Origin of the sequence: Serinicoccus hydrothermalis (genome assembly GCF_001685415.1) — a bacterium.
GTDB classification, from domain to species: domain Bacteria; phylum Actinomycetota; class Actinomycetes; order Actinomycetales; family Dermatophilaceae; genus Ornithinicoccus; species Ornithinicoccus hydrothermalis.
Window position 1 is genome coordinate 2,062,783 of sequence record NZ_CP014989.1, and the last position, 23,431, is coordinate 2,086,213.

The 23,431-nt window shown below is 73.4% G+C and carries 20 protein-coding genes; 9 read left to right on the forward strand and 11 right to left on the reverse strand.

Annotated features, from left to right (window positions below; translation table 11 throughout):
- Positions 1-42 precede the first annotated feature (42 nt).
- The 6 genes from rpmH (at position 43) to rsmG (ending at position 3,332) form a co-directional block, all read left to right on the forward strand.
- Complete coding sequence (gene rpmH / locus SGUI_RS09530) at positions 43-180, forward strand: 50S ribosomal protein L34 (protein ID WP_066639274.1); 138 nt, start codon at positions 43-45, stop codon at positions 178-180.
- Between the two features lie 75 nt (positions 181-255).
- Positions 256-591 (forward strand): ribonuclease P protein component, encoded by a 336-nt coding sequence (gene rnpA, locus SGUI_RS09535; protein ID WP_237141318.1) that lies wholly within the window; start codon positions 256-258, stop codon positions 589-591.
- Positions 592-665: 74 nt separating this feature from the next.
- Positions 666-962 carry a membrane protein insertion efficiency factor YidD gene (yidD, locus tag SGUI_RS17685; RefSeq protein WP_237141319.1) on the forward strand — a complete coding sequence of 99 codons (297 nt, stop codon included), beginning with the start codon at positions 666-668 and terminating at the stop codon, positions 960-962.
- A 7-nt stretch (positions 963-969) separates the two neighbouring features.
- The gene (yidC, locus tag SGUI_RS09545; RefSeq protein WP_066639280.1) at positions 970-1,944 is read left to right on the forward strand and encodes a membrane protein insertase YidC; all 975 of its coding nucleotides are present in this window, start codon (positions 970-972) and stop codon (positions 1,942-1,944) included.
- Positions 1,945-2,002: 58 nt separating this feature from the next.
- Entirely contained in the window at positions 2,003-2,593 is a 591-nt protein-coding gene (locus SGUI_RS09550; protein WP_066639283.1) for a Jag family protein, read from the forward strand.
- 7 nt (positions 2,594-2,600) lie between these two features.
- On the forward strand, positions 2,601-3,332 hold the full coding sequence (gene rsmG, locus SGUI_RS09555; RefSeq protein ID WP_066639286.1) for a 16S rRNA (guanine(527)-N(7))-methyltransferase RsmG: 732 nt from the start codon (positions 2,601-2,603) through the stop codon (positions 3,330-3,332).
- A 31-nt stretch (positions 3,333-3,363) separates the two neighbouring features.
- Here rsmG and SGUI_RS09560 read toward each other — a convergent pair whose 3' ends face one another.
- The 9 genes from SGUI_RS09560 to SGUI_RS09600 form a co-directional block, all read right to left on the reverse strand.
- Entirely contained in the window at positions 3,364-4,476 is a 1,113-nt protein-coding gene (locus tag SGUI_RS09560) for a ParB/RepB/Spo0J family partition protein (protein ID WP_066639289.1), read from the reverse strand.
- On the reverse strand, positions 4,473-5,363 hold the full coding sequence (locus SGUI_RS09565) for a ParA family protein (RefSeq protein WP_418313999.1): 891 nt from the start codon (positions 5,361-5,363) through the stop codon (positions 4,473-4,475). Before SGUI_RS09565 ends, SGUI_RS09560 begins: the two co-directional genes overlap by 4 nt.
- A gap of 281 nt (positions 5,364-5,644) precedes the next feature.
- Positions 5,645-5,968, reverse strand: coding sequence for a thioredoxin (gene trxA / locus SGUI_RS09570; RefSeq protein ID WP_066639292.1), 324 nt, complete (start codon positions 5,966-5,968; stop codon positions 5,645-5,647).
- The gene (gene trxB, locus SGUI_RS09575; RefSeq protein ID WP_066639294.1) at positions 5,965-7,011 is read right to left on the reverse strand and encodes a thioredoxin-disulfide reductase; all 1,047 of its coding nucleotides are present in this window, start codon (positions 7,009-7,011) and stop codon (positions 5,965-5,967) included. Before trxB ends, trxA begins: the two co-directional genes overlap by 4 nt.
- A gap of 126 nt (positions 7,012-7,137) precedes the next feature.
- The gene (locus SGUI_RS09580) at positions 7,138-8,046 is read right to left on the reverse strand and encodes a hypothetical protein (RefSeq protein ID WP_066639296.1); all 909 of its coding nucleotides are present in this window, start codon (positions 8,044-8,046) and stop codon (positions 7,138-7,140) included.
- A 150-nt stretch (positions 8,047-8,196) separates the two neighbouring features.
- Complete coding sequence (gene sigM, locus SGUI_RS09585; protein WP_237141320.1) at positions 8,197-8,742, reverse strand: RNA polymerase sigma factor SigM; 546 nt, start codon at positions 8,740-8,742, stop codon at positions 8,197-8,199.
- A 14-nt stretch (positions 8,743-8,756) separates the two neighbouring features.
- The gene (locus tag SGUI_RS09590) at positions 8,757-12,485 is read right to left on the reverse strand and encodes a lipid II flippase MurJ (protein WP_066639300.1); all 3,729 of its coding nucleotides are present in this window, start codon (positions 12,483-12,485) and stop codon (positions 8,757-8,759) included.
- The gene (locus SGUI_RS09595) at positions 12,482-14,908 is read right to left on the reverse strand and encodes a DUF6049 family protein (RefSeq protein ID WP_157621796.1); all 2,427 of its coding nucleotides are present in this window, start codon (positions 14,906-14,908) and stop codon (positions 12,482-12,484) included. Before SGUI_RS09595 ends, SGUI_RS09590 begins: the two co-directional genes overlap by 4 nt.
- Before the next feature lie 7 nt (positions 14,909-14,915).
- On the reverse strand, positions 14,916-15,401 hold the full coding sequence (locus SGUI_RS09600; RefSeq protein WP_066639304.1) for an NUDIX hydrolase: 486 nt from the start codon (positions 15,399-15,401) through the stop codon (positions 14,916-14,918).
- Positions 15,402-15,482: 81 nt separating this feature from the next.
- On the opposite strand from SGUI_RS09600, the gene SGUI_RS09605 reads away from it, so the two are divergent.
- Genes SGUI_RS09605 through SGUI_RS09615 form a run of 3 tightly spaced genes read left to right on the forward strand, consistent with a single transcriptional unit; the run spans position 15,483 to position 19,847 of the window.
- On the forward strand, positions 15,483-16,958 hold the full coding sequence (locus SGUI_RS09605) for a CCA tRNA nucleotidyltransferase (protein WP_066639307.1): 1,476 nt from the start codon (positions 15,483-15,485) through the stop codon (positions 16,956-16,958).
- Positions 16,951-17,547 (forward strand): hypothetical protein, encoded by a 597-nt coding sequence (locus tag SGUI_RS09610; RefSeq protein ID WP_066639309.1) that lies wholly within the window; start codon positions 16,951-16,953, stop codon positions 17,545-17,547. Before SGUI_RS09605 ends, SGUI_RS09610 begins: the two co-directional genes overlap by 8 nt.
- A complete protein-coding gene (locus SGUI_RS09615; protein ID WP_066639311.1) occupies positions 17,544-19,847 on the forward strand; it encodes an acyltransferase family protein in 2,304 nt (767 codons plus the stop codon). Before SGUI_RS09610 ends, SGUI_RS09615 begins: the two co-directional genes overlap by 4 nt.
- On the opposite strand, the gene SGUI_RS09620 is transcribed toward SGUI_RS09615, so the two are convergent.
- Together SGUI_RS09620 and SGUI_RS09625 are read right to left on the reverse strand one after the other, a co-directional pair.
- A complete protein-coding gene (locus SGUI_RS09620) occupies positions 19,796-21,163 on the reverse strand; it encodes a hypothetical protein (protein ID WP_066639313.1) in 1,368 nt (455 codons plus the stop codon). The genes SGUI_RS09615 and SGUI_RS09620 overlap by 52 nt on opposite strands.
- Positions 21,160-23,361, reverse strand: coding sequence for a transglycosylase domain-containing protein (locus SGUI_RS09625; RefSeq protein WP_066639316.1), 2,202 nt, complete (start codon positions 23,359-23,361; stop codon positions 21,160-21,162). Before SGUI_RS09625 ends, SGUI_RS09620 begins: the two co-directional genes overlap by 4 nt.
- Positions 23,362-23,431: the final 70 nt, after the last annotated feature.

A 23,431-nucleotide genomic window follows, 5' to 3' on the forward strand; every position in this document is an offset into this window, starting at 1 on the left:
GGCATCACCGACCCGTCCGTCACCACCCCGACCGGAGCACCGATGAGCAAGCGCACCTTCCAGCCGAACAACCGCCGTCGCGCCAAGAAGCACGGCTTCCGTCTGCGGATGCGGACCCGCGCGGGCCGCGGCATCCTCGCCGCGCGTCGTCGCAAGGGCCGTTCCGCCCTCTCGGCCTGAGCGCGACCGAGCGGTCCTCCGGCTGCGATGCTGCCACGCCGGCACCGGTTGACCTCGAGCCAGGACTTCAGGTCCGTGCTGCGGGGCAGCCGTGACGGGCGGCGGCGACGTCGGGCCGGCACCCCTTTCCTCGTCGTGCACGTCTCCGTCCCCGCGGTCAGCGCCACCGACGACGCGTCGTCCCCGTGCCCACGCGTCGGCCTCGTCGTGTCCCGTGCCGTCGGCAACGCCGTGGTGCGCAACCGGACCAGCCGGCGCCTCCGCTCCCTCGTGCGGGAGCGGCTGAAGGACCTTCCGGACGGCACGGACCTGGTCGTGCGAGCCCTGCCACCGGCGGCAGCGGCGAGCACGCAGCAGCTCGCCGGAGCGCTCGACGAGGGCCTGGCACGGGTCATGGAGCGGGTCGCATGAGCGGGCAGCTGCGCGACGTGCATCGTGGTGGCGTCGCTCGTGGGGAACCCCGCAGCGTGCTCACTCGTCCTCTCGTGTGGTTGATCAGGCTCTACCAGTTCACCATCTCGCCCCTGCTCGGCCCGGTCTGTCGCTACTACCCGTCCTGCTCCGCCTACGGGGTGACGGCCCTCGAGCGGCACGGCCTGCTGCGGGGCGGCTGGTTGACCGTGCGCCGCGTGCTGCGCTGCCACCCGTGGGCGGCCGGTGGGGTCGACCACGTGCCACCGCCTCCCGGTGCGGCTGCCCGCGCCCGACCTGAGACGATCCGGGAGCAGCACGCTCCGACGACCACCCCGGGCGGCGAGCCCCTCGCCCCCCGCCGAGACTGAGGACTCCATGGGATTCTTCGACACCATCCTGTTCCCCTTCATCTGGTTCGACTCCGCGATCCTCGTCGGCCTGGAGTGGCTGCTCACCCGGCTGGGGCTCCCGGACACCAGCGGGTGGACCTGGGTGCTCGCCATCGTCGGCCTGGTCGTCACGCTGCGCGCGCTGCTGACGCCCCTGATGATCCGGCAGATCAAGAGCCAGCGCCGGCTGCAGATCGTGCAGCCGGAGCTCATGAAGATCCAGGCGAAGTACAAGGGCAAGAAGGACCAGGCGAGCCAGAAGGCCTTCCAGGAGGAGACCTTCGGGCTCTACCGGGAGGCGGGGGCGAACCCGTTCGGTGCGTGCCTGCCGATCCTGGTCCAGATGCCGTTCTTCTTCGCGCTCTTCCGGTTGCTCAACACCGCGGAGACGGTCAGCGTCGGAGAGATCGAGCCGCTGGGTCTGTTCACCCGCGAGCTGGCGGCCAAGATGGCGGGCTCGGAGATCTTCGGGGCGGGCCTGACGTCCACCTTCCTGCACGACCAGGACCTGTCCGCCAAGATCCTCTCCCTGGTGCTCATCATCGTGATGTCGGGCACGCAGTTCATCACCAGCCACCAGCTGATGCGGCAGAACATGTCGCCGGAGGCGCTGAACAGCCCGATGGCGCGGCAGCAGCAGATTCTCATCTACGTGCTGCCGGTCGTCTTCGCCGTCACCGGCGTCAACTTCCCGGTCGCCCTGCTGGTCTACTGGACGGTCAGCAACTTCTGGACGATGGGCCAGCAGTTCTTCGTCATCCGGAACATGCCGGCCCCGAACACCCCGGCCGAGGAGAAGTACAAGGCCCGCATGGCCCGCAAGGGCAGGGCCGCCACCGGGGTCCAGCTGAAGAACCCCAACTTCATGGCCGAGCGGGAGGCCGCGCAGGCGGAGGTCCGGGCGCGGACCTCGGGCCAGCGGACCCAGCCGAAGAGCAAGAAGCGCACGAAGAAGCGTTGAGGCGGTGCCGTCGCACCGGCCCGCCCCCAGCCATACCCCACCTGACGTAGGAGAGCGCATGACCACGACGAACGACAGCGACACCAACACCGAGACTCAGGATGTGACCGATGTCACATCTACCTCGGCCGCGACCGAGGACCACGGGAGTGCCAGCGGCTCGACGGCCGACCAGGGCGCCGAGCACCTCGTCCGGGAGGGCGAGGTCGCCGCGGACTTCCTGGAGACCCTGCTGGACATCGCCGACCTCGACGGGGACCTCGAGGTCGACGTCGACGGAGACCGCGCGGCCGTGGCCCTCGTCGACTCCGAGGACGGCGCGGCTCCGCGGCGGCTGGTCGGACCGGGCGGCTCGGTCCTGGAGGCGCTGCAGGAGCTCACCCGGCTCGCGGTGCAGGCGAGCACCGGCGAGCGCAGCCGGCTGATGCTCGACGTCGCCGGCTACCGTGCCGACCGCCGCCGTGTCCTGGTCACCCAGGCCCGCGAGGCGGTCGAGGCGGTGAAGCAGTCCGGTGAGCGGCAGGAGCTCGAGCCGATGACGGCCTTCGAGCGCAAGGTCGTGCACGACGAGGTGCTGGCTGCGGGGCTGAGCTCGGAGTCGGAGGGCAACGAGCCCTCCCGCTACGTCGTCGTCCTGCCCGCTGACTGATCTCGCCATGGGCCCGTCCCGCCGCGCGCCCGAGCCGACGCCCCAGGCGCTCGAGGTCTTCGGGGCGAGGTTGCCTCTCGCGCAGGACTACGCCGAGCTGCTGGCCACCACCGGGATCGAGCACGGGCTGATCGGTCCGCGGGAGACGGAGCGCCTGTGGGACCGGCACCTCGTCAACTGCGCCGTCCCCGGTGACCTCCTGGCCCCGGACTCCTCGGTCATCGACATCGGCTCCGGGGCCGGTCTGCCCGGCATCGTCCTCGCGATCGCCCGACCCGACCTGCACGTGGATCTCGTCGAGCCCCTGCTGCGCAGGACCACCTGGCTGGAGCGCGCCGTCGAGGACCTGGGCCTGGGCAACGTCTCGGTCCACCGCGGCCGGGCCGAGGAGCTGGCCGGGAGCCTCATCGCCCCCGTGGTGACGGCCCGGGCCGTGGCGTCGCTGGACAAGCTCGTGCGCTGGTCCTTCCCGCTGCTCCCGGCGGGTGGCCGCCTGCTGGCGCTCAAGGGTGAGGCGGCGGCCCGGGAGCTGGAGGAGGCGGGGCAGGTGCTGCGGCGGCACCGTGTCGAGGACTCCCGCCTGCACCTGCTCGCCGAGGGCACGGCAGCGGGGCCGGTGCGGGTCGTCGAGGTGGTCCGCCCCTCCGAGCCGGAGGGCGTGCAGGAAAGGCCGCAGGGACCACGGGCTTCACGGGGTTCACAGGGAAGGACGGGGCGCTCGCGGCGCCGACGTCGCTGACCCATCCTTCGCGGTGTCGCGATGGGCGCTCTCAGTCTGCTGAAGCGCTCTGCTCCAGCAGGTCCAGGATGCGGTCCAGGTCGTCCTTGCCGGCGAACTCGATGACCATCTTGCCCTTGCGCCGACCCATCGAGACCTGCACGCGGGTGTCGAGGCGTCCGGACCAGGTGTCGGCCACCTCGGCCAGGTCGGGCGCGGGGACGGCGGCGCCACGCCGGCGGCGGGGCGGCGCGTCGTCCGAGCCGAGGGTGATGATCTCCTCGACCGAGCGCACGGACAGCCCTTCGGCGACGATGCGCTGGGCCATCCGCTCCATGGCCGCCCCGTCGGGCAGCCCGAGCAGTGCGCGGGCGTGGCCGGCGCTGAGCACGCCGGAGGCCACGCGGCGCTGCACCATCGGCGGCAGCTTCAGCAGCCGGATGGTGTTGCTGATCTGCGGGCGGGACCGGCCGATGCGTCCGGCGAGCTCGTCGTGGGTGCACCCGAAGTCCTCGAGCAGCTGCTGGTAGGCCGCTGCCTCCTCCAAGGGGTTCAGCTGCGCTCGGTGGAGGTTCTCCAGCAGCGCGTCCCGGAGCATGTGCTCGTCCTCGGTGGCGCGCAGGATGGCGGGGATCGTCGCCTGGTCGGCGGCCTGCGAGGCACGTAGCCGTCGCTCGCCCATGACCAGCTCGTAGGCGGGCGCTCCCTCCTCCACCTCCTGCGGCGGGGTCCTGCGGACGACGACCGGCTGGAGGACCCCCAGCTCCCGGATGCTGGCCACCAGCTCGGCGAGCTCGTCCTCGTCGAAGACCTCGCGAGGCTGCCGCGGGTTGGGACGGATGTGGTCCACGGGGATCTCCACGAAGACCGCACCCGGGACCGGGGCGAGCGAGGAGTCGTCCTGCTCGATGTTTCCCGTGGAACCAGAGGTGACCGTGCTACCGGTGGGGCTGGTGGTGTCGTTGGCGTCCGGAACGTGAGCGGTGTCCGTCTTCCCCACGGCCTCCGGGAGACCAGTGTTTCCCGTGGAACGTCCTTCCTCTGTCGGCGTCTCCTGCGCGGCACGCGAGAAGAACACGTCCCGGGGACGCTCCCGCTCACTCTCGGCCGCCGGAGGGATCAGGGCTCCGAGGCCTCGTCCCAGACCTCGACGTCGTTCGCTCATGCCGACTCCTTGGTCGTGCGCATCTCGGCGGCGGCCTCGGCATAGGAGAGGGCGCCGCTACTGGCCGGATCGTAGGTGATGACGGTCTCCCCGTGGCTGGGCGCCTCGCTGATGCGGACGGACCGGGGGATGGCGGTGCGGAGCACGCGGTCCCCGAAGTGCTCCCGGACCTGCTCGGCCACGTCGGAGGCCAGCCTCGTGCGTCCGTCGAACATCGTCAGCAGGATGGTGGACACCTGCAGGTCGGAGTTGAGGTGCTGCTGGATGAGCTCGACGTTCTTCAGCAGCTGGCTCAACCCTTCGAGCGCGTAGTACTCGCACTGGATGGGGATGAGCAGCTCGCGCGCGGCGACCAGGGCGTTGACCGTCAGCAGTCCCAGGCTCGGCGGGCAGTCGATGACGACGAGGTCGACCTCCTGCGCCTGCCCCTCGAGGTAGGTGGCGAGTGCGCGCCGTAGACGGTTCTCCCGGGCGACGAGCGGGACCAGCTCGATCTCCGCGCCGGCGAGGTCGATGGTGGCGGGCGCGCACGAGAGCCCGAGGACCTGCGGACAGGGCTGCACGACGTCGGCCAGCGGAACTCCCTCGATGAGGACGTCGTAGATGCCGGCCGTCCCGCTGGAGTGCGGGATGGACAGGGCGGTGCTGGCATTGCCCTGCGGGTCCATGTCGATGACGAGCACCCGTAGGCCGCTCTCCGCCATCGCAGCCGCCAGGTTCACGGCGGACGTGGTCTTGCCGACGCCGCCCTTCTGGTTGGAGACGGTGATGATGCGGGTCCCGGTCCATGGTCGCCGTGCGGGCACGTCGTCGAGCTGGGCGATCGTGGTCGTTTCCCGTGAAACATCGTCGGCAGACCCAGGTGCCTCGGCCGACAGATTGTTCACCCGCTCCGTTGTTTCCCGTGAAACGTGACTGTCGCGCGCCTCCGCTCGCCTGCCGGCGGGCCAGCCCACCGGGGAGGACGGGTGGTCCTGCCAGGTGACGGGCGGGACCGAGGACGAGAGGGGCCATCCCAGGGGCTGAGCATCCGATGTCATGAGGGGTCCATCATCGCTGATCCAGGCCGACCGGACCAAGCCCGACGCACCACGCAAACAGCCGTCCACAGGGTTGTGGACAAACCCCGTGGACGGCTGTGGACAACCGCTGACGCTGTCGCTGAGTGTCAGGCGGTGTACGGCTCCAGCTCGGAGGCGAGCTTCTTCTTCGGCAGCGCCCCGACGATGGTCTTGACGACCTCACCACCTGAGTAGACGTGCATCGTCGGGATCCCGGTGATGCCGTAGCTCCCGGTGGTCTCGGGGTTCTCGTCGGTGTTGAGCTTGACCACCTTGAGCTTGTCGCCCCACTCCTCGGAGAGCTCCTCGAGGATGGGTGCGATCATCTTGCACGGCCCGCACCAGGGGGCCCAGAAGTCCACCAGGACGGGCCCGTCGTGCTGCAGCACGTCCTCGGTGAAGGTCGCGTCTGTCGTATTGGTGATGCTCATGAATCTCCTTCTCTCGCAACGGATGTCGTGACAAGCTGTGGTTCGTCCAGGGTGTCGTCGAGGGCGGCCAGGTAGCGCTCGGCGTCGAGGGCCGCGGCGCACCCGGTGCCGGCTGCGGTGATGGCCTGCCGGTAGGTGTGGTCGACCAGGTCACCGCACGCGAAGACGCCGGGGACGTCGGTGGCCGTGCCGCGACCCTGGACGACGACGTAACCCTCGGGGTCGAGCTCGACCTGGCCACGGACGAGCTCGTTGCGCGGGTCGTGGCCGATCGCGATGAACAGGCCGGTCGCCTCGACCTCCCGGGTCTCCCCGGTGCGGGTGTCGCTCAGCGTCACCGTGCTCAGCTTGGGCGTGCCGTGCAGCTCGGCGACCGCGGAGTTCCACGCGAAACCGATCTTCGCGTCGGACCGGGCCCGCTCGGCCATGATGCTGCTCGCCCGCAGCTCGTCGCGGCGGTGCACCACGGTGACGGACCGGGCGAACCGGCTGAGGAAGGTGGCCTCCTCCATCGCGGAGTCACCGCCCCCGACGACCAGGATGTCCTGGTCGCGGAAGAAGGCACCGTCGCAGGTCGCGCACCACGAGACACCGTGGCCGGAGAGCTCCTGCTCGCGCGGGATCCCCAGCTCGCGGTAGGCCGAGCCCATCGCCAGGATCACCGCGCGGGCCTCGTGGACCGTGCCGTCGGCGTCCGTCACGCGCTTGACCGGGCCGGTCAGGTCGACCTCGACGACGTCGTCCCGGACCAGCTCGGCACCGAAGCGCTCGGCCTGCTCGCGCATGTCCATCATGAGCTGGGGGCCGAGGATCCCCTCGGGGAACCCGGGGAAGTTCTCGACCTCGGTCGTGTTCATGAGCGCCCCGCCGGCGGTGACCGACCCCTCGAAGACGAGGGGTGCGAGATTGGCCCTCGCGGCGTAGACCGCAGCCGTGTAGCCCGCTGGACCGGACCCGATGACGATGACCTCCCGCAGCGCAGGGGTCGCGTCGTCGCCGCCGGGGGCGGGACCGCCGATGCCGGAGATCAGGTCGATGCTCATGGGGGCCTTCCTGGAGGGGTCGAGATGTTGTGGACGGCGACATGGGGTCAACCGATCCTAGGACGTCGTTGTTCCACCCCGCCGAGAGGCACCGCCCACCACCATCCGGGCGCGAGAAGGTGCAGATCAGGGGGCTGTGACCCGCTCACCGGCCGGGTCCAGCGGTGCCACTCCGGCACTGGTCATGCAGTCGGCCGGGACGGCCCAGGCACGACCCCGGTCACCCTCGAGCCCGAGGAGCAGGACGACCTCCTCGGTGCTGCCACCCTCGCCGACGAGGGTGGCCGTCGCCGCGAAGCGGTCCGACCACGGCGCGTCGGCCTCCAGCTGCTCCACCTCGCCCCAGCACTGGAGCGCCGCGGCGTGGGTGAGCTCGCCCGCGGCGCCCTGGGACGCGGCGTCGGGCTCGGAGGCGACGCGCTCGCTCGCCTCGTGCACCACCAGGGCGTAGTCCTCGGTGGGGACCTCGCCCAGCGGTGCGAGCAGCGTGGGGGTCGTCACATCGGTGACCAACGTGTCGGCGCCCGCCATGCTCGTGGCGTCGGGGCGGTCGAGCGCCGAGGAGTCCTCCTGGGACTCCTCCTGCGACCCCGCGCCCGGGCCCCCGTCGGCACCGTCGCCGCCCTGATCGGCGGCCCCGGCGTCGTCGGCACCGGCCTCGGCCCGCGAGGGGTACTGCGCCACGGCACCGTGGTCGACGCCGCCGCCACCCCCGAAGACCTGGGTGAAGGCGACCGTCGTGACGGCCAGCCCCGCCGCGGCGGCGGTGAGGATGCCGAGGGTCCGTGCAGGACGGCGACGACCACGCTCCGCCGCGAGGTCGACGACGTGGTCGGCCGAGGCGGCGAGGGGGTGGTCCGCACTGTCGCGGTGCTCCCGCTCGACCTCCAGTCGTGCGGTGATCCGGTCGACGAGGTGGGCGGGCATGGGTCCGGGGTCGGGCAGCCCGGCGAGGAGGGCCCGGACACCGGTCGGGTCGTGCTCCTCCGCAGGGTGCGGATCGCCAGCCTCAGGGTGTGGCGGGTGCGGCGGCATACCGGGTCCTCCTTCCTCGTGTCGTCGGGACGGTGTCCGACGGGGCCGGGCGCGCCCAGCGCGGCCCACGGGGGTACGACGAGCAGGACGCCGGACGGGTTCCCCAGGTGGTTCGACCACGGGGGCCGGCGCCACGGACGAGCGCGGGCCTCATGCGTCCTCCCCCAGCTGCAGGATCCTCGCCATGGCCTCACGCCCACGCGAGCACCGTGACTTGACCGTGCCCTCGGCCACCTCCAGCACCTGAGCCGCCTCGGCGACGCTCAGGCCGTGCATGTCGACGAGCACGAGGGCGAGGCGCTGGCCCTCGGGGAGCTGGTCCAGGGCGTCACGGACGTCCAGCCGCACCTCGACCGAGCGGTGGCGGTCGCGCGGGTCGACGGGTTCGTGGTCCTCGAGGTCCGCCGTGGGGCGCTGGCGTCGCAGCCGGTCCAGGCAGGCGTTGACGGTGATGCGGTGCAGCCAGGTGGTGACCTGTGCGTCCCCGCGGAAGGAGTGCGCTCTCCGGAAGGCGTTGAGGAAGGCGTCCTGGACCGCGTCGGCGGCGACCTCGGGATCGCGGGCCGTGCGCAGCGCCACCGCCCACATGCGGTCCCGGTGCCGTCGAAAGATCTCCCCGAAGGCGTCGGCGTCCCCGTCCTGGTGCCGGCGCAGCAGGGCCAGGTCGTCCAGCTCCGCGAGCTCGGTCCCCGTCACGATCCCCGCCGAGCTCACCGCACGGTGATCTCGGCCACCCGCACGATCTCGCCCTCGGGCGCGGTGTAGGCCCGGGTGAACCACAGGATGAGGTAGCGACCGGTGGCGGGCTCGTCCGGGGACACCGTCCAGGTGCCCTCCGCGGCGTCGTCGCTGCCCAGCTCGGTGGCGTCCTCGAGGGAGGGGCTGTCGGAGAGGTAGAGCGTCGCACCCATGTCACCCTCGCCGAGGACCACCTCCACCTCGCTGACGGTGGCGTCCTCCCCGAGGTCGAGGATGAGGCCGGTGCCGTTCTTCAGCGATCCCCACCCGGGCGAGAGGTAGGTGTGCGAGGTCCACTCGGTCCCCTCGTCGCCGTCGACGGCCAGCGGCGCCAGGTCGTTGCGCTCGTCCCCGTCCCCCTCGGGGTCGAAGGAGGTGATCCCCTCGACGGCGACCGCCGCGGCAGGCTCCGGGGCCTGCTCGGTGCTGCCCTCCTCCGTCGGGGTCTCGCCCGTCGCCGTGGAGGCGTCCTCGTCGGCAGCCGGCTCGCTGGCGCTGGGAGGGCTGGTCGCCCCGGCGCCGGCCGGGTCCTCGTCGCCGCCCCCGAGGCCGCGCAGCACGCTCCAGCCCAGGAAGAGGGCGATCGCCAGCAGGGCCAGGATGATGACGACGACCATGGCCGTCTGCGCGCCGGTGCCGCGCTCCTCGCGCAGCCCGTCGTCGTCCTCGGGCCGCTGCGTGGCGAGAGCGGTGGCGCCCGCGGCAGCCTGCGCCCGGTCGGCCCTCTCCTGGCGTGCCTCACCGCCGCGCAGGAGACCGCCCATCGTGTCGTCGGTCCGGTTCCCGGGTCGCTCGGGCACCGCCTGCGCGCCCGACCCCGAGCCCGCGGCAGAGCGACCCTGCGTCCGGTAGTAGGGCTGGGGCACCTCGTCGGTCGGTTCCCCGGAGGCCTGGGGGCTGTCGTCGGCGTGGCTCGGGCGTGCGGCGGTCGCGGCGGCGGAGGCCCCGGCGGTGCCCCGCAGGGCGTCCTCGGCGCGGTGGTCCTCGCCCCGCGTGCCCCGCGGCGGCTGCAGCTCGTCGGGCCGCGCGGCCCGCACGATCTCCGAGGCCCAGGGCGAGAGCTGGTGCGCCAGCTCACCCGGGGTGTGCGGGGCCGACTGGAGGTCGGCCTCCGACCCGTGCGCGAGCCGGCACAGGGCGTCCAGGTCGCCGGGGACGCCGGAGACCAGCTCCGAGGGTGCGGGCAGCGTGCCGTCCGCCAGCCGGCGGGCGGGTCGCACCCCGGCCAGGTCCTCGCCCGGCCACCGGCCGGTGAGCGCGGTGTAGAGCAGCGAGACGAGGTCGGCCGCATCGATGAGGGAGGCCTCGTCGGCGGTGACGTCGTCGGTGCCCTCGAGCGCGGAGGCGACCCCGACCCCGGACACCTTGACCGTCCCGTCCGTCGTGCGCAGGACCGAGTGGGGGTTGAGGTAGAGGTGGTGCAGGCCGCGTCGCCGCGCCGACTCCAGGGCAGCGGCGCTCTCGCCGACGATGCGCCGGGCCTCCTCCGCGGGGACCGGGTGCTGCTCGACCAGCGAGGCCAGCGACTCGGCCTCGGACAACCCCTCCTCGACGATCCAGCACAGGCCGTCCCGCTCACCGACGTCGAGCACGCGGACCAGCCGGGGGTCGTCGACGGAGGCCACCCGACGGGCACCGTCCAGGACGGCCTCGGCGATCTCCGCGGACTCGCCCTGCGAGGGCAGCACCGTCACCGCCACCAGGCGACCCAGGGTGGCGTCGCGGGCCGACCAGTACTCCAGCCCGCCGCCCTCGCGCTCGGCCAGCAGCTCGTCGAGGACGTAGCGGTCACCCAGCCGGGTGCCGACCTCGAGCCGATCCATGCTGCTGTCCTCTCCTGGCCTGCGGTGATCGCGGTCCCACCCTAGTGTGCCGGGAGCAGCGTCCTCGTCCGACGTCGCCGCGCCGGTGGGGGGTGCCGCACCGCCCGGGTCCACCGGCGGGCCCGCCGCGGCGGCCGCCGCCGGCTCCTCGACGTCCACCAGCGGCACCCCGCCCGCGGGGGCGAGGCGTCGCAGCCCCGGGATGCGGCGCAGGACCGGCGCGGCGACGTCGGTGACCTCGCGGACGCCGAAGCGGTGCGCGAGCAGGGCATACACGGCCAGGTAGACCAGCCCCGCCACCGTCAAAGTCAGGGCCGCGCTGAGGAAGGCGCTGACCCCCTGCGGATCCATGGAGGACGGGTCCGGGGGGGCACCCCGGTCCAGCACCCGGACGACGACCCAGGCGGGCACCAGGGCGATGAGCGCGGCGCCCGCGGCCCGCAGGTAGGTCGCGCCCGTCCGGCGCAGACCCAGCTCCGGCAGGCGGCGCCGGGCCGCACGGAGGCCGAGGACCGCCGCGGTGCCCTGGCCGAGCGCCTGCCCGAGGCCCAGCAGGACGGCGACCCTGGCCGGTGGGGCGAAGGCCGCCACCAGGCACACGAGCAGCAGGACGGAGGTGATGGACACCTGGAAGAGGAAGGGGGTGCGGGCGTCCTCGAAGGAGTAGAACACGCGCGAGCACAGGAGGTAGACGCCGTAGGGGACGAGCCCGACGACCATGGCCAGCACGATCGCGGCGACCGCACGGTGCTCGGCGGGGCTGCTGCCGAAGTAGACGACCCGCACGAGCAGCGGGGTCAGCAGCATCATGCCCAGGGCGATGGGCACCATGGCCGCACCCAGCAGGCGCAGCCCACGGCTGGTGTGGTCGGCCATGGAGCTCAGGTCGTCCGCCGCGGCGTCCTTGGAGAGCACCGGGTAGATCGCGGTGAGGAGGGAGAGCGCGATCAGCGAGTGCGGCAGGACGAAGAGGGAGAAGGCATAGGTGTAGGTGATCTTGCCGGGTGCGTCCGGGACCTCGTCGATGACGTTGCTCAGCAGGTTGGTGACGACGAGCATGCCGCCCTGGGAGACGGCCATGTCGGCGATCGCCCACCCGGCCATGACGGCGGCCGTCCCCAGGCCGACGCCGCGGAACCCCCACCGCGGCTGCCACCGGAAGCCCGTCGCGCGGACCGCGGGGAAGAGGACCAGCGCCTGGACGACGATCCCGAGCGTGGCCGAGCCGGCGAGCAGCCCGATCATGCCCCCGGTCCAGTCCTGCAGCGGCAGGGTGCCGGCATCGGGGTAGCGACGCATGAAGATCGCGATGCCGACGATGGCGATGACGTTCGCCAGCGCCGGGCTCCAGGTGAAGGCGGCGAAGCGGTGGTGGGCCGCCAGGATCTGACCGAGGATCGTGTGCAGGCCGTAGAAGAGCATCTGCGGGATGCACAGGTAGGCGAAGAGGACCGCCAGCTGGAGCTTGGGGTCGTCCCAGGCCCAGGAGAGGGCATACACCTTCGTGACCAGCGGTGCCGCCGCGACGAAGACGACGGTCGCGACGACGAGGATGGACACCGAGACGGTGATGAGCCGGTCGCTGTACTCCTGCCCCTCGCGGCCCCGGGTCATGGCCCGGGTGAGCTGGGGGAGCAGCAGGACGTTGAAGACCCCCGCGGCCAGGAGCAGGTAGATCGTGTTGGGGATGGTGTTGGCGGTGTCCCAGACGCTGCCGGCCGGGGTGAGCACACCGATCGCGATGCCCAGCAGCGCCATGCGGGCCATGCCGAGCAGCCGCGAGGCCAGGGTTCCCCCGGCCATGACGGCGCTGGAGCGCGCCAGGGAGGAGCTCGACCCGGCGGTCGACCGGGTCGGTGAGGTCTGCCGCTCGCTCATCGACCCTCCTCGTCCGCCGACCCACCGGTCGGGGCGGCTGCCGGTGCCGACACCCGCGGTCCCTGCCGGACGGCGCGTGCCAGGCCGAGCACGAGCACCAGCCCGGCCAGACCCCCGAGCACCCAGTAGACCCAGATGCCGGTGGGCTGCACCCGCACGTCGATCGGCACGGGCTCGCCCAGGGTGGTCCCTCCCGGCGTGCTCAGCGTCGCGGTCAGCTCGGTCTCGCCCCGGGTGATGGACCGCGCCTCGAAGGACACCGAGGCACGGCTGTCCGCGCCGATGCTGACCGGATCGGGCTGGCGGATGACCTGCAGCCGCCCGTTGGACGCGACCACCTCGAGGACGAGGTCGTCGAGGGCCACGCCGAGCTCGTTGACCACGGTGATGTTGATCTCCCCCTGGTCGGTGAGGAAGTTGACGGTGCTGGGACGCACGGCGACGCCCTCGCGGGTCGAGCCGACGTCCTCGCGCAGCACCGACCGGGCGGTGGTCCACCCCGTCTCCTCCGACCGCCAGCGGCCCGACCACAACGCGCTGAGCACCGACCTCCAGGACTGCGTGGCGGTCGTGTCGCGGAGCACGCCCTCGAGGTCGTCCAGCTCCTGCGCCGTGGTGCCCAGCGCGGCGGCGCGCTCGTCGGTGAGCGGGGACTGCCCCGGCCCGAGGAGGTCCACGAGATCACCCAGCACCGCCTCCTGGGGCGCCTCGCCGGTGAGCCGCAGCGCCTCGCTGCCCTGGGCCCCTTCCACCAGGTCCTGCGCGCTCACCGGTCGCAGCCACGGCGCGGCCCGCCAGCCCTCGCTGAGCTGACCGAGCACCTCGGGCGGCGCGGGGGATGGGCGAGGGGGTGCGACGACCAGCTCCCGCGGGTCGCCGGGTGCCTCGAGGTAGGTGCCGAGGGTGTGGGCCAGGAGCTGCTGGGCCGCGGCCCCCGAGCCGCGCAGCTCGGCCACGTCCTGGCTCTGCGCCACCAGCGCGGAGGTCCAGGAGTCGACACCGAGGGCGGTCACCCCGTCGGCCTCCTGCAGCGGGATGGCACCTCGCCGTGGCATGGCCGCGCTGTCCGCGGTGAAGCTCTCCCGGGGGAGGATCACCACACCCAGGTCCTCGCCGGTCCCGTCCTGCTCCCGAGCGGAGTCGACGAGCTCGACCATCCGCGTCATGAGGTCGCCGCTCGGCGACGGGGCGAGCGGCCAGGCCACGTCGTGCCGGCCCGTGCCGAGCAGAGGTGCCAGGGTGTCCGTGGCGCCCACCGGTGAGGTGGCCAGGAGTCCGCCCGCCTGCGCCGGCGGCACCGCGTGGCGGGTCAGCTGCACCAGGTCGGGGTCGTTGCTCGGCAGCCACCACACCTGGTCGTCCGGCAGGCCGGCCAACCGGGTGCGCAGCGTCCCCAGCGCCTGCTCCACGTCCGCGGCGGTCGCCGGGGTCGTCGGCTCGTCCTCGGTCGGTTCCGGCGTCGCCGACTGGGTGCTCGCGTCGTCGTCGGGGACGGGGGCCGGGACCGTCCCGGTCGCGCTCCCGGCATCCGCCGGAGCGCTCGGTGTGGCCGTCGTCCCCTCCGGGGCCGGCGTCGGTGCCGGGTCGCCCTCCGTGGGGTCGGTGTCCTGCGCCGCCTCCGGGGTGAAGAGCGGCGGTGCGGGGCGCAGCCCCACCAGCGCGGCCGGGTCGACGACATAGGTGACGCCCGGGAGGAGCAGGTCGTCCAGCCAGCCGGTGACGGCGGAGTCCTCGCCGATCGCCGAGAGCCACGCGGCGGCGTGCACCTCCTCCACCGGGCTGAGGAGGTCGGGGTCCGGCGGCAGCGTCAGCGGCACGACCCAGGAGGTGTCGAGCGGGGTCTGGATCTCCTCGGTCCCCGCACTGACCAGGGTGGTCCGCAGCCGGACCGGGCCGGCACCCTCCTGCGCCTCGCCGTCCTCCCCGGCGCTGATGACGAGGGGCAGCACCTGGGCGGCGGACGGCAGGTCCTCGGTCACCTCCGGGGGCACCTCGACCTGGAAGGGGACCGCCTGGGACGGGGCCACCACGGGGCCCACGTCGTCGTCGCCCAGTGCGAGCACGGGACCGTCGAGGTCCCGTCCGTCGTCGAGCCACTGCGAGACCTGGCGGCGGGAGGTCAGCCCCGTGGACGACACGCTGGCGCCCAGACTGGTGACCCGGTGCGACGTCTCACCGCGGTTGATGAGCCGCCCGGTGAGCGTGACCGCCTCCCCCGGCGTCACGACGACGGGGTCGACGTCGTCCAGCACCACGGCGACGTCGTCGGCGGCACTGGTCGCGACCGGACCCTGCCGCAGGTCGGCGGCTGAAGCCGACGGTCCGGGCTGCAGGGACGACGCGGTCAGGGCGGCGAGGAGGGCGAGCACGGGCAGGGTCCGGGAGCGGACCGCCCCCGGGGCGCGGGCAGGGACTCTGGTCACGGACGTCTCAGGCGCTCCGGGTGAGGCGGTACCACGCCTCGCGGGCGATCCGGCGCTCGTTGGGGAAGGTGAGCTTGCGGTGCACCTCGTCCAGCGGCGCCCAGACCGCGTCGATCGCCTCGTGGTCGGGGTCGTTGTCGATGGTGAGGTGGCCACCGGTCGCCTCGAGCAGGTAGTGGTGGACCATCTTGTGGATCCGGTGGGACGGGGTGGTGAACCAGTACTCGATCGTGCCGAGGGTGATGAGCACCCGGCCCTCGATGCCGGTCTCCTCGGCCACCTCGCGCTCGGCGGTCTGCACCAGCGTCTCGCCCGGCTCGACATGGCCCTTGGGAAGGCACCACTCGACCCGTCCGGAGCGGTTGCGCCGGGCGATGATGGCGATCCGGGCCCGTCCCTCCACGACGTCGATGACGACCCCGCCGGCCGAGGTCTCGTTGACCGACGGCAACCGACGCGTCCCCAGGTGCTGGCGGGGAGGCGTGGTGGTCATCTCCCCACTGTAACGAGTGGGCCCGGCCCGGATCGGGAGCGACGGCACGCCCGCACGGGCAGGCCGACTACCCTGGATCTGATGTCCGCCACCGAGATCACGAGCGACGGCGCGCTGCTCCTGCGCGCCCTGCGCGAGCTGACCCCGTCGATGGAGCTGCTGACCGAGGTCGGCGAGCTCTTCGCCGCGGCCGGCCACGACGTGGCGCTCGTGGGCGGTCCGGTCCGGGACGCCTTCCTGGGCAGGACCTCGACGGATCTCGACTTCACCACCTCCGCCGGCCCCGACGAGATCGAGCGGACGCTGGCCGGCTGGGCCGACACCACCTGGGACGTCGGGCGGGCCTTCGGCACGATCGGTGCGCGGCGCGGGGACATGACCCTGGAGTTCACCACCTACCGCGCGGACGCCTACGACGGCACGACCCGCAAGCCGGTCGTCGCCTTCGGCGACTCGTTGGAGGAGGACCTCGTCCGCCGGGACTTCCGGGTCAACGCCATGGCGCTGCGGCTGCCCGACCTCACCTTCGTCGACCCGCACGGGGGTCTGGAGGACCTGGCGGCCCGGCGGCTGCGCACCCCGCACCGCCCCGAGGTGTCCTTCAGCGACGACCCGCTGCGCATGATGCGGGCCGCCCGGTTCACCGCCCAGCTCGGCTTCGTCCCCGACGACGAGGTGCGGGCGGCGACGACCGACATGGCGCAACGCCTGCAGATCGTCTCGGCCGAGCGGGTCCGTGACGAGCTGGTCAAGCTCGTGCTGGCGGCCGACCCCCGCGCCGGGCTCGAGGTCATGGTCTCCACCGGTCTGGCCGAGCAGGTGCTCCCCGAGCTCCCCGCCCTCCAGCTCGAGGTCGACGAGCACCACCGGCACAAGGACGTCTACGAGCACAGCCTCACCGTGCTGCAGCAGGCGATCGACCTCGAGGACGCGCCGGACGCCGAGGGAGAGGACGTGGTGCCCGGACCGGACCTCGTGCTGCGGCTCGCGGCATTGCTGCACGACATCGGCAAGCCGGCCACCCGGCGCTTCGAGCCGGGCGGCGGGGTGAGCTTCCACCACCACGAGGTCGTCGGGGCCAAGATGACCCGGTCCCGGCTCCGGGCGCTGCGCTTCGACAAGGACACGGTGAAGGCCGTCACCCGCCTCGTCGAGCTGCACCTGCGCTTCCACGGCTACGGCACCGGCGAATGGAGCGACTCGGCCGTCCGCCGCTACGTCACGGACGCCGGGCCGCTCCTGGGCCGGCTGCACAAGCTCACCCGGTCGGACTGCACCACCCGCAACCGGCGCAAGGCGGCGCGCCTGGCCGCGAGCTACGACCACCTCGAGGAGCGGATCGACCGGCTCCGCGAGGAGGAGGAGCTGGCCGCCGTGCGCCCCGAGCTGGACGGCCACCAGATCGGCGAGGCCCTGGGGATCCCGCCGGGGCCGGAGCTGGGCCGCGCCTACCAGCACCTGCTGGCCGTCCGGCTGGACCAGGGCCTGCTGGGAGAGGACGGCGCCCGCGCCGAGCTCCTGAGGTGGTGGGCGGAGCAGGAGCGCAGCGGTGGGTAGGCACCGCTCCGCCCGGCACGGCGAGCGACCCGCGAGCACCCACGCGCTCCTGCTGACCGGCATACCGTGGGTCACCCTCGTCCTGGTGCTGACGCTCGTGCTCGGGGGCTGGCAGCTGCTGCGTCCGCAGACGTATGCCGCGCAGGCCACCGTCACCGCCACCGAGGAGCGCGCCGCCGACCGGACCTCGGTGCGTCTCACCGAGCCCGGGCTCGCCCGGGAGGTGGAGGCGGCCGTCGAGCTGGGCGATGACCTGCGCGGCAGCGTGGACCTGTCCGTGCGGCACGAGCAGGCGGACCTGCGGGTCCACGTCCTCGCGCAGGCGCCCGACCCGCGGCTCGCCGTCCTGGCCGCGGACACGGCGGCGGCGCTCACCGTCGCGGACAGCCCGGACGAGCTGGAGCTGGTCGAGGCGGCCGAGGTGCCCACGGAGCCGGTGGACCGGGGAGGACCCGGCTGGCTCGTGCTGGCCGCGCTGGGGCTGGTCGTGGCGCTCTGGGCCGAGGGCGTGCACCGGACGTGGTCGCGGGGCGGCGACTCTGACTCCGGTGCCGACACCGGGGCGGGGCAGCCGGCGAGGGTCTCGTGACCTCCGCGCAGGCACCGCTCACCCGGAGCCGGGCCAGGGCGCTGCACGCGGCCCGGCACGCGCTGCGGGTGCCGCCGGTCCCCCGTGACTTCCGCGCCGACATCGAGGGGATGCGCGCGGTCGCGGTGCTGGGCGTCATGCTCTGGCACGCGGGCGTGACGCTGCTGCCCGGCGGCTTCACCGGTGTCGACGTCTTCTTCGTCGTGAGCGGCTTCCTCATGACCTCGCTGCTGCTCGAGGAGGGCCGCTCCCGGGGCCGGATCGACCTCGCCCGCTTCTACGCGCGACGCGCCCGGCGGCTGCTCCCGGCCGCGCTCGCCGCGCTGGCCGGGACCGCGCTCATGACGGTGCTCTTCCTGCCGCGCGCCCGCTGGTCCGAGGTGGGCGGCGACCTCGTCGCGTCGGCCACCTACGTCGTCAACTGGCGGATGGCGTGGCGCTCGGTGGACTACCTGGACCTGGAGCGTGCCCCCAGCCCGCTCCAGCACTACTGGTCGCTGTCCGTCGAGGAGCAGTTCTACCTCGTGTGGCCGGTGATCCTGCTCGGCATCCTCGTGTATGCCGCCGGCCGGGCCCGTGTCTTCGGTGCCCTCACCTGGACGATCACCCTGGCCCTCTTCGGGGGCTCGCTCGCGCTGTCCTGGTGGTGGACGCTGCAGGAGCCGGCGGCCTACTTCGTCACCCCGACGCGGGTGCACGAGCTGATGCTGGGCGCGATCGTGGCCCTCGGGGCGCGGGCCTGGCCACGGCTGCCCCGGTGGGTCGCCGCGGCGGTCGGCTGGGTCGGGCTCGCGCTCATCGTCCTGTCCCTGCTCGTCATCACCCGGGAGACCCCCTTCCCCGGGCTGTGGGCGCTTCTCCCCACGGGAGGCACCGCGCTCGTGCTGCTCGCCGGGCCGGCCGCCGGCCGCGGCGGGCCGGTCCTCCTGCTGCGCTGGGCGCCGCTGCAGTGGGTCGGGCGGTTGTCCTACAGCCTCTACCTCTGGCACTGGCCCTTCGTCGCCGTGGCGGCCGAGCTCGCCCACGTGGGCCGGGGCGGCCCGTCCAGCCTGCCCGTCGGCTGGGGGCTGGTGGCGCTCCTGCTGTCCGTGGTCCCAGCCTGGTTGTCCTTCGTGCTGGTGGAGGACCCGGTGCGGCGGCACGGACGGGTGCTCGCCGCCCGCCTCACGCCGGGACAGGCGACCTGGCGGACCCTGCGGCTCGGGCTCAACTGCACCCTGGCGGGGGCGGTCCTCGGGGTCGCGGTCATGGTGGCCGCCCCACCGTCGGCAACCGAGAGCACGGCCGCGTGGCGGACCCCGGAGGTCGTGGACGAGATGCGCTCGCCGGTCGGGGCCGACACCCTCGCGGTCGGGGTCGACGAGCCGGCACCGGCCACGGCACCGGGCGAGCTGCCGACCCTCGCCACGAGCGCCGGCAGCGGGGTGTCCGACGCGCTCGGCGAGCCACCCGCGGTGGTCGAGGTGCCCCAGGAGGTGGGGGAGCTCGCGGTGCCCCTGGAGCAGGTGGCGGACGACATCCCGGCGCTGGAGCCGCAGGACTGCTTCGTGAGCCTGAGCGGCACCCGGGTCGGGGTCTGCGAGGGCGGGGACCCCGACGGCGCGACCACCGTCGCGCTCATCGGCGACAGCCACGCCAGCATGTGGATGACCGCCCTCGACGCGATCGGCCGGGACCGGGGCTGGAAGGTCGTCGCCATGACGAAGTCCTCCTGCCCCCCGGCGCGGGACCTCACCATCGAGCGGACCGGGCAGGCCAGTGACTACCGGCAGTGCAGCACCTGGCAGGACAACCTGGACGAGGCCCTGCGGGAGCAGGACCCGGACGTGGTGCTGCTCTCCAGCGCGTCCTACGGCGCCACCGGGGCGGAGAAGGTCGCCGCCGGGCTCGGCAGGCGGGTCGACATGCTCACGGAGGAGGGTATGCGCGCGGCCCTCGTCCGCGACGTGCCCCGGGCCCCCTTCGACGTCCCGGCCTGCCTCCTGGAGAACCGGCAGGACGTGCCGCGGTGCGCCTTCGACCGGCAGGAGGGCCTGGACACCTCCGGCACCGGCCACGAGCTGCTGGCCGAGCAGCGCCCCGAGCTGCCGGTGCTGGACTTCACCACCGCCGTCTGCCCGGGCCGCACGTGCAGCCCGATCGTCGGGGAGGTCGTGGTCTGGCGCGACAGCAACCACCTGTCGGCGACCTACGTCCGCTCGCTGCGCGACGTCGTGGAGGAGCAGGTGGCGCCGGTCGTCCTCGCCGATCAGGTCGGGGAGACCGCCCGGGCGGGCGTGGAGCTGGGCACCGGCCGCTGACCCGGCGCGACCCGGGCCGGGCGGGTGCCCACCCGCCACAGGATCCAGGCCCAGGCCGCCGCCCGCAGGACCAGCACCAGGGCATACGCGTCACCCGGCAGCCCCCGCCCCGGGTCGCTGGCGAAGGCCAGGTGCAACCAGGTGGCGAGGAAGGCGAGCCCCTCGGCGAGCGCCCAGAGCAGGTGCTCGGACCAGCGGGTCGCCCCGAGCGCCAGGAAGGGCAGCACCCACAGACCGGACTGGACCGACAACGAGGCCGCGCTGAGCGCCACCACGAGGAGCATGAGGGCGGTGACCTGCTCGACCTCCAGCCGGCGGTGGCGCGAGGCCCGGACCCCCACGACCAGCGCGGCCACCCAGCCCGCCACGGCGACGGTCGTCGTGACCCACGAGGGGACCGTCGACCCGAGGAGCCGGGGGATCGCCTGCAGGGCGCCGTTGCCGGCGGGCTGCCCCCACCACAGCTGGGCGGACGACAGCGCCTCCGGCGCCACCGTGACCAGCGGGAGCAGGACGACCAGGGCACCCAGCGCCGTGCCCACCAGGGCCTGCAGCGCCGGCAGGACCCGACCGCGACGGATCCCGACGAGCAGGATCGCCGCGAGCAGGAGCAGGGGGAAGGGCCGGACCAGCAGCGCCGCCCCCAGCAGCAGACCGCAGACCCAGGGCCGGTCGCGACGCCAGGCCCACAGCCCCAGCACCATGAGGGTGACCCCGAGCAGGTCGGTCGAGACGAGGGCCAGCAGCACGACGGCGGGGCTGGCCGCGAGGTGCGCCGCCTGCCAGGGCGAGCCGGGGAGGAGGCTCACCAGGGCCACGACCGCCGCGGCCAGCAGCGGCACGCAGGCGAGCGCCCACAGGGCGAAGACCCACTGCTGGGCGGCCAGTCCCTCACCCGCGGCGGGGGACACCTGGGCGATCAGCCACATCACCAGGCCCGGGAGCGGGGCGGTGCCGGTCGCCGCGCCCTCCCCGACCCAGGGCAGCGAGCGCTCGGCGAGCGGGGAGCTGACGTGCACGACCGGGAGGTCGGAGTAGCAGGCCCGCCAGAACTGGTCCGGGGTGCTCCAGCCCTTTATGAGGCAGTGGCCCGAGCGCCACACGCCCAGCGCCAGGGCCAGGGTCCCCAGCGACACCAGGGCCGCGGCGACCCCCGCCAGACCGGAGCCACCCACCACCGCGAGCCGGCCCAGCGGGCCGCCGATCGCCCCCGTGGCCCGGGCGACGACCGGGTCCGACCAGGAGGGCACCGCCCAGGGCGGGTCGGCCGGGCGGGCGCCCTCCCCGGGCCGCCCGGCGGGACCGCCGTCGCTCACCCGGTCGGTGAGGGGGAGGCCCCCTCGGACGGATCAGGTGACGAGGGTGCGGGCGTCGTCGGGGCCGGAGCCGGGGTGGTGGGCTCGGGCTCGGAGGGCTCGGCGCTCGTGGGCTCCGGGCTCGGCTCGGTGGTCGTCGGCTCCTCGGAGGTCTCCGTCGGCTCCTCCGAGGTCGTCTCCGCGGGCTCGGTCGGCTCCTGCGTCGTGGGCTCGGTCGTCGGCTCGGGGGCGGGAGCCGGGGTGCTCGGCGCCGGGGTCCCGGTGGGACCGCTGGTCCCGACCCGGGGCGAGAACTCCTCGACGTCCTCGCCCTCCATCGCCAGCCGCATGAACTCGCCCCACACCTGCGCGGGGAAGGTTCCGCCGGTGACCTGGTCGAGCCCGGCGACGTCCTGCATCGGCACCGTGCCGTCCCCCTTGTACATGACGACACCGGCCGCGAGCTGCGGCACGAAGCCGTCGAACCACGCCGACACGTTGCGCTCGCTGGTGCCGGACTTACCGGCGGCCGGGCGACCCAGGTCGCCGGCGGACATCCCCGAACCCTGCTGGACGACATACGTCATGGCGTCCGTGACGTCGACCGCGGCGTCCCGGTCCACGGCCTGGGTGACCTCCGGCTCGGCCTCGTAGGTCGTGTCGCCGGTGACGGTGCCGACCCGGGCGACGAGGTAGGGCGTGGCCCGCTCGCCCTCGGCGGCCAGCGTGGCGTAGGCGTTGGTCATCTGCAGCAGCGTCGGCGAGGCGGTGCCGAGGACGTTGGTCAGGTCGGTGTCGAGACCCGGCGTGTCCTCCGGCAGACCCAGGTCGATCGCCGCCTGACGGGTGGCCTCCGGGCCGATCTGCTCGTTGAGCTGCACGTAGATGGTGTTGACCGACTCCGCGAGCGCGATGCGCAGGTCGATGACGCCGAAGCTGAGGTCGCGGAAGTTGTTGACCTCCAGGCTCCCGTCGTCGCCGAAGGTCATGGGCGTCGGGCCCGCGAAGGTCTGGAGCGTGTCGACGCCCTCCTCGACGGCCGCCAGCAGGGTCACCGGCTTGAAGAGCGACCCGGCCTGGACCTGGGCGTCGGTCGCGGCGTTGAGCTGGGTCTGCTGGTAGTCCTCGCCGCCGTACATCGCGGTGATGGCACCGTCGCCGGGGCGCACCGAGGTCAGCGCGACGGTGATGTCGTCCGTGCCCTCACCGGTGGGGCGGTAGAGCTCCACCGCCTCGAGCGCGGCCTCCTGGTGCTCCTGCACGATCGTGGTCGTCACCCGCAGCCCGCCGCCGTCGATCTCGGCGTCGTCGACGCCGAGCACGTCCTTGAGCTCCTCCCGCGCCGCCTGCGCGACGTAGCCCTCGACGCCCTGCGCGGCGGTGGAGGGCTGCGGCTCCTGGACCTCGGGCATACCGAGACCCTCCCGCTCGGAGGCGTCCAGCCAACCCTCCTCGACCATGCCGTCCAGGACGTAGGCCACCCGCTCGGCGGCCCGCTCCTCGTTGCCCTCGGCGTAGTCCGGGTCGAACAGGGACGGGGCGTTGGTCACCCCGGTGAGGAAGGCGCCCTCCTCGACGTCGAGCTCGGAGACGTCCTTGTCGAAGTAGGCCCGGCTGGCGGTCTGGATGCCGTAGGCGCCACGCCCGAAGTAGATCGTGTTGAGGTAGTTCTCCAGGACCTCGTCCTTGGCGAACTCGTTGTCGATCTTGATGGCGATGATGATCTCGTTGAACTTGCGCTGCAGCGTCTGGTCGGCCGTGAGGTAGTAGTTCTTGACGTACTGCTGCGTGATGGTCGAGCCGCCCTGCAGGCCGTCGCCGGTGAGCGTGCGCCAGGCGCCGCGGGCGGTGCCGGTGATCGACACCCCCTCGTTCTCGTAGAAGGAGCGGTCCTCGGCCGAGAGCATGGCGTAGCGCACGTGCTCGGGCACCTCGGACAGCGGGACCGACTCGCGGTCGTAGCCCCCGGTGAACCGCGCCAGCTCGGTCTCGCCGTCCGCGTAGTAGAGGATCGAGCTCTGCGCCTCGGCGAAGTCGTTGGGCTCGGGGACGTCGATCCGTGCATACGCGACGGCGAAGACGCCGACCGCCAGCAGGATCGCCAGCAGCGCCAGACCGCTGACCCACAGCAGCACGCGTCGCAGCACGCTCCTGCGCCCGGTGCGGGACTTCTTCGTGTCGGACGGCGGGGAGCTGGCGGTGGTGCTGGAGCGGCTCACCTCTCCATTGTGCCCCGCACCACGCCCCGGGCCGGAATGCCGTCGCGTTCGGCGGCGTTGCACGTCGCGA

What these genes read in the sequence shown, in the direction of transcription:
- rpmH (WP_066639274.1), top strand. Translation starts at nt 43, where the DNA reads ATGAGCAAGCGCACCTTCCAGCCGAACAACCGCCGTCGCGCCAAGAAG.
- yidC (WP_066639280.1), top strand. Translation starts at nt 970, where the DNA reads ATGGGATTCTTCGACACCATCCTGTTCCCCTTCATCTGGTTCGACTCC.
- SGUI_RS09550 (WP_066639283.1), top strand. Translation starts at nt 2,003, where the DNA reads ATGACCACGACGAACGACAGCGACACCAACACCGAGACTCAGGATGTG.
- rsmG (WP_066639286.1), top strand. Translation starts at nt 2,601, where the DNA reads ATGGGCCCGTCCCGCCGCGCGCCCGAGCCGACGCCCCAGGCGCTCGAG.
- SGUI_RS09560 (WP_066639289.1), bottom strand. Translation starts at nt 4,476, where the DNA reads ATGAGCGAACGACGTCGAGGTCTGGGACGAGGCCTCGGAGCCCTGATC.
- trxA (WP_066639292.1), bottom strand. Translation starts at nt 5,968, where the DNA reads ATGAGCATCACCAATACGACAGACGCGACCTTCACCGAGGACGTGCTG.
- trxB (WP_066639294.1), bottom strand. Translation starts at nt 7,011, where the DNA reads ATGAGCATCGACCTGATCTCCGGCATCGGCGGTCCCGCCCCCGGCGGC.
- SGUI_RS09580 (WP_066639296.1), bottom strand. Translation starts at nt 8,046, where the DNA reads ATGCCGCCGCACCCGCCACACCCTGAGGCTGGCGATCCGCACCCTGCG.
- SGUI_RS09590 (WP_066639300.1), bottom strand. Translation starts at nt 12,485, where the DNA reads ATGAGCGAGCGGCAGACCTCACCGACCCGGTCGACCGCCGGGTCGAGC.
- SGUI_RS09600 (WP_066639304.1), bottom strand. Translation starts at nt 15,401, where the DNA reads ATGACCACCACGCCTCCCCGCCAGCACCTGGGGACGCGTCGGTTGCCG.
- SGUI_RS09605 (WP_066639307.1), top strand. Translation starts at nt 15,483, where the DNA reads ATGTCCGCCACCGAGATCACGAGCGACGGCGCGCTGCTCCTGCGCGCC.